This window comes from Roseomonas rosulenta (assembly GCF_016106005.1).
Lineage (GTDB): Bacteria > Pseudomonadota > Alphaproteobacteria > Acetobacterales > Acetobacteraceae > Neoroseomonas > Neoroseomonas rosulenta.
On record NZ_JACADR010000311.1, the window covers coordinates 1 to 4826 of the forward strand.

6 protein-coding genes are annotated in these 4826 nt (G+C 71.6%); all 6 read right to left on the bottom strand.

Annotation, left to right across the window (positions count from 1 at the left end; translation table 11 throughout):
* On the bottom strand, positions 1-218 hold a 218-nt coding region (locus HW578_RS22895; protein WP_198373025.1), incomplete at its 3' end, for a hypothetical protein.
* Between the two features lie 19 nt (positions 219-237).
* Positions 238-1158: a type II secretion system F family protein gene (locus HW578_RS28500; RefSeq protein ID WP_198373026.1), complete on the bottom strand. Its 921-nt coding sequence runs from the start codon at positions 1156-1158 to the stop codon at positions 238-240.
* Positions 1155-1574, bottom strand: a complete 420-nt coding sequence (locus HW578_RS22905; RefSeq protein WP_198373027.1) for a type II secretion system F family protein — start codon at positions 1572-1574, stop codon at positions 1155-1157. Before HW578_RS22905 ends, HW578_RS28500 begins: the two co-directional genes overlap by 4 nt.
* An 18-nt stretch (positions 1575-1592) precedes the next feature.
* Positions 1593-2120: a type II secretion system F family protein gene (locus HW578_RS22910; protein ID WP_198373028.1), complete on the bottom strand. Its 528-nt coding sequence runs from the start codon at positions 2118-2120 to the stop codon at positions 1593-1595.
* The gene (locus tag HW578_RS22915) at positions 2117-3511 is read right to left on the bottom strand and encodes a CpaF family protein (RefSeq protein WP_198373029.1); all 1395 of its coding nucleotides are present in this window, start codon (positions 3509-3511) and stop codon (positions 2117-2119) included. The genes HW578_RS22910 and HW578_RS22915 overlap by 4 nt, the downstream gene beginning before the upstream one ends.
* Complete coding sequence (locus HW578_RS22920) at positions 3499-4740, bottom strand: AAA family ATPase (RefSeq protein WP_198373030.1); 1242 nt, start codon at positions 4738-4740, stop codon at positions 3499-3501. The genes HW578_RS22915 and HW578_RS22920 overlap by 13 nt, the downstream gene beginning before the upstream one ends.
* Positions 4741-4826: the final 86 nt, after the last annotated feature.

The following is a 4826-nucleotide window of genomic DNA, read 5'->3' on the forward strand; positions in this document are numbered from 1 at the left end:
GCGCCCGCCGCTAGCATCTCCGCGTGGCGCAGCTGCGCCGCGCCGTCGCGCGGATGGGCGGCCGCCGCACCCGCTGTGGCGGCCAGCGCGGCCGAGGGATTGCCCGTGGCCATGGCCGCCGAGGCGATGCGCGCCTGCTGGTCGGCATCGCCCGCAGCGGGCGCGCCGCAGGCCGCGAGCAGGGCCGACAGGATCACGGGGGTCAGGGTCTTGCGCATGATGCCAACTCCTTCGCCTTCAGGGACGCGCGGCGATGTCGAGCACCCGCAGCGCGGCGGGCCCGCCGACAATGAGAAAGATGCAGGGCAGGATGAACGCGATGGTGGGCAGGGTGAGCAGCGCGGGAAGCCGCGCCGCACGCGCCTCGAAGCGCATCAGTGTCTCGTGCCGCAGCTCCGCCGACAGCGTGCGCAGCGCCTGCGACAGCGGCGTGCCGTACTGCAGCGTCTGCGCCAGCGTCCCGCCCAGGCGCCGCAGGGATTCGAGCCCGGTGCGCTCGCCCATGTTCTGCAGGGCCTGGCGACGGTCGGACAGGATGCGCAGCTCGGTGCCGACATTGGCGAACTCGGCGGCGAGCGCACGGTTCGCCTCGGCCATCTCGGTCGCCACGCGCTCCACCGCGGCTTCCAGCGGCAGGCCGGATTCGGCGCAGATCACCATGAGGTCGAGCGCATCCGCGAGGCCGCGCTCGACCTGGCGCGCATGGGCCTCCTTCATGCGACGCAGGATCATGTCCGGCAGCACGAGACCCGCCACCGCGGCGCCGGCCACCAGGAGGTTGCGCCCCATCGGGCCGAGGCCGGCCGAGAGCGGCAGCATCAGCACCGGCAGGGCCACCATCAGCATCACCTTGGCGCCGATGAACACCGCGACCGGCCGGCTGCCGCGGAAGCCCGCCGCGACGACGGTGCGCTGGAGCTCGGCCAGCGTCTCGCCCTTGACGATCCCGGACGACAGCACCGCCTGCCCGACCGAGCGTGCGATACGCTGCGGCAGCGGTGCCATATCCGGTCGCGCCTGGGAGACCAGCCCGCGCAACGTCGCGAGCCGCGCCTGCAGGCGTTCCGCGCGGCGCATGCGCGGCACCAGCAGCGCCACGCAAAGCAGCATCGCCGCCACGATCGCGAAGCCAGCCTGCATCAGAAGCACCCGGTTCACGACAGGCTCCGCCGGATGATCGCGTTCATAGTGCCGAGCCCGGTTGCGAGCGAGGCGATGGCACAGACGAGCACGATGTTCCCGCGCGGATCGTTGAAAAGCACCAGCACGTAGCGCGGATTGATCAGCATGAGCGCCGAGGCCGCGAAGACCGGCACGGCCGAGAGCACATAGGCGCTCGCCCGCGCCTGGGAGGCCAGCGCATGGCCCCGCTGGCGCGTCGCCACCCGCTTGCGCACCACGTCCGCCAGGTTGTCGAGCGTCTCGGTCAGGTTGCCGCCCGCGCTGTTCTGCAGCGTCAGCGAGACCGCGAAGAAGCGATATTCCGGCAACCCCGAGCGCCGCGCGAGGCGCTTCAGCGCATCCTCTATGGTGATGCCGATCGCGAGCTGGTCCGACAGGCGGCGGAACTCCACCCCGGTCGGATCCGGCACCTAGCGCCCGACGGTTCGAAGCGCCGCGACCACCGGAATGCCGGCGCGCACGGCGCGCACCACCATGCCGAGCGCATCGGGCAACTGCTTGTAGAGCGCGTCGGCGCGCCTTCGGTGGATGACGGCGAAGATCCAGCGCGCCAACAGCACCCACATCAGCAGGGTCGAGAGCCATCCGACCCCGCCCGCGAGCTTCGCCGCATAGGCGCCGCCGGCCATTGCCGGAAGCGCCGCCAGCAGAACCATCAGCGTCGGCGCCACCGGATACTGGTCGAGCCGTTCCGAATCCCAGCCGAACAACGCCGAGAGGCGCGCTTCCAGCGGCGCCGGGATGCGAATCCAGCTGGCCTGCGGCGCGCGCTGCGCAAGCCGACTGGTCATGCGCACGCGCGCATGAGGCAGCGAGTATGCCGCGAAGCGCGCCGCAAGCCGGCGCCCACGCCCCTTGCTGCCGGTGCTGTGAAGCCCCCACAACGCCAGGCCGATGCCCAGAAGCAGCGCAAGCAGGAGAGGTACCGCGGCGTTCACGGGTCCTCCTCCAGCGCCGCATACCAGGCGCGCTCCAGCCCGAAATAGGCGAGGCGCGGCGCGAAGCCGGGCCGCGCGCGGCTGATGCGGTAGGTGCCGCGCAGCTTCCCGCCCGGTTCCTCCCCCTCGTATTCCCACTGGAAGATGTCGTTGAGCACCACGACCTCCCCTTCCAGGCCGCAGACCTCCGTCAGCTGCGTCACGCGACGCACGCCGTCGCGCATGCGCTCGATCTGGATGATGAGGTCCACCGCCGAGACTATCTGCTGACGGATAGCGCGCGCGGGCAGGCTGTTCTGGCCCATCAGCACCATGTTCTCGATGCGGGTGACGGCATCGCGCGTGGTGTTGGCATGGATGGTGGACATCGACCCGTCATGGCCGGTGTTCATCGCCTGCAGCATGTCGAAGGCTTCCGCGCCACGACATTCGCCAAGGATGATGCGGTCCGGGCGCATGCGCAGCGCGTTCTTGACCAGGTCGCGCTGCGTCACCTCCCCGCGCCCTTCGAGGTTGGCGGGCCGCGTCTCCAGCGGGATTACATGCGGCTGCTGCAGCTGCAGTTCCGCCGCGTCCTCGCAGGTCACGATCCGCTCGGTCGGATCGATCAGCCGCGAGAGCGCGTTCAGCATGGTGGTCTTGCCCGACCCCGTGCCGCCCGAGATGATGATGTTTAGCCTGGCGCGAGAGGCGATTTCCAGCACGCGCCCCATCGCCGGCGGGATCGAGCCGTTCCTCACCATCTGCTGGAAGTCGATCTTGCGCTTGGCGAACTTGCGGATCGACAGGCAGGGACCAAGCAGCGAGAGCGGTGGGAAGATGATGTTGACGCGCGACCCGTCCGGCAGGCGGGCGTCGACCATCGGGCTGCTCTCGTCGATTCGCCGCCCGACCTGGGCGGCGATGCGCTGCGCGATGCCGGCCAGGTGCGTGCCGTCGCGGAAGCGGACATTGGATTGAGTGAGCCGACCCTTCTGTTCGACGAAGACGCGGAAGGGGCCGTTCACCATGATGTCGGTGACGGTCTCGTCCTCCAGCAGCGGCGCGAGCGGGCCGAGACCCAGCATGTCGTCGACCAGCTCGGCCGCGACTTCCCGCTGCTCGCGCGCGGACAGGCCGATGCGCTGGCCGTCGGCGATCTCGGCGATCATGCGCTCGACCTCGGCGAAGAGCGCCTCCTGCGGCAGGGCTGCGACCGAGGCGGGATCGATGCGCGCAAGGCACAGCGCGCGCAGGTCCTGCTTCTGTCGCTGCACCGGGGTGAGCGCGGTGGCGGGCACGGCCGGCGCCTCGGGTTGCGGCGCCTCGGGCGCGGCTGTCGGCGCGGTGACGGCAAGGTCCTTGCGGACCAGCCGCCCGAAGGCGGGTGCCGGATGCTCTAGCGGAACCATCGCGCGAACATCCCCCGCTTCGCCTGCTCCTCGCCCTCGGCGCGGATCGAGGCCACCTCCTGCACGAGCTTCAGCAGCGCGGTACGGAAGGGCCCGCGCTTCGCACCGGCGGCCTCGCCAAGGTCGGCCGCGGCGGGAACCACCTTCGGAAGCCAGGGGATCTGCAGGTCGGGCTCCTCCCCCATCGCTTCCTTCACCTGGGCGGGGGTGAGCAGGCCCGGCTGACCGACGCAGTTCAGCACCGTCACGGCGCGGCGCGACTGCGTCGGGGCGTTCGGGATCGCGCCGTAGCGCAGCATCTCGCGCGCACCGGCAAGCGATGGGTCGGTGACCAGGATGCGCTGGTGCGCCATGTCCAGCACCTCGCGCGCCGCCGGCGCGCTGCGCGCGGGCAGGTCCACCACCACGAAGTTGTAGCGCCGGCGCAGCATGGTGATCAGCCGCGCGGCCGCGCCAGGCTGCGCCACCACCGCCTCGCCGGGCTTCTCCTCCGCGGCCAGCACGTGCAGGCGTTCGCCCACCGGCTGGGCGGTGCGCTCGACGAACAATTCATCCACGCGCTCGGGGTGTTCCAGCGCCGCGCGCAGCCCGTTGGTGGTGCGCGCGCCGAGCAGCAGCGCGGCCGCCCCGGCATGCAGGTCGGCATCGTAGAGCACGGTGTGGCGGCGCGCTTCCTCGCCCAGGTGCCAGGCGAGGTTGGCCGCGATGGTGGTGGCGCCGACCCCGCCGCGCACCCCGGTCACGGTGATGACGCGCCCGCCGCGCAGATGCATGTCGCGCTGCGTCGCGCCCTGGCGCAGGTAGGGCAGCAGGTGGCGCGCGACCATCTCCTGCGTGAGCGGCTTGAACAGATACTCCAGCACCCCGAGCCCGCGGGTGAGCTGGCGGTAGAAGGCGGCGTCCTGGCGTTCGCCGATCACCAGCACGCGGACGTCAGGTTCGACCACCAGCGCCAGTTCCTCGAGCGCGGTCAGCGGCTGGTCCACGCCCGACACATCCACCACGAGCGCAAGCGGCGTGCTGCTGCGCTTCAAGGCCTTGGTCGCGGCCACGATGTCGCCGCGGCGGACCTCGGCACCCTCGCCCATCTCGGCCAGCAGGGTCTCGCGCAGGATGGCGTCACTGTCCGCATCGGTGACGAAGGCGATCAGCGGCGCGCGGTCGGTGGCCGCCGTGCTGGACTGCGCCGCGGCGGGCGCGACGCGGTCGGGACCGTCAACGCCCGCCATCGCCGCCACCCGAACCCGGTGCCGCCGCGCCCGCCGCCCCGGTCGCCTGGATGCGCGCCACGCCGGAGGCCGCGAGCGGCCTCACA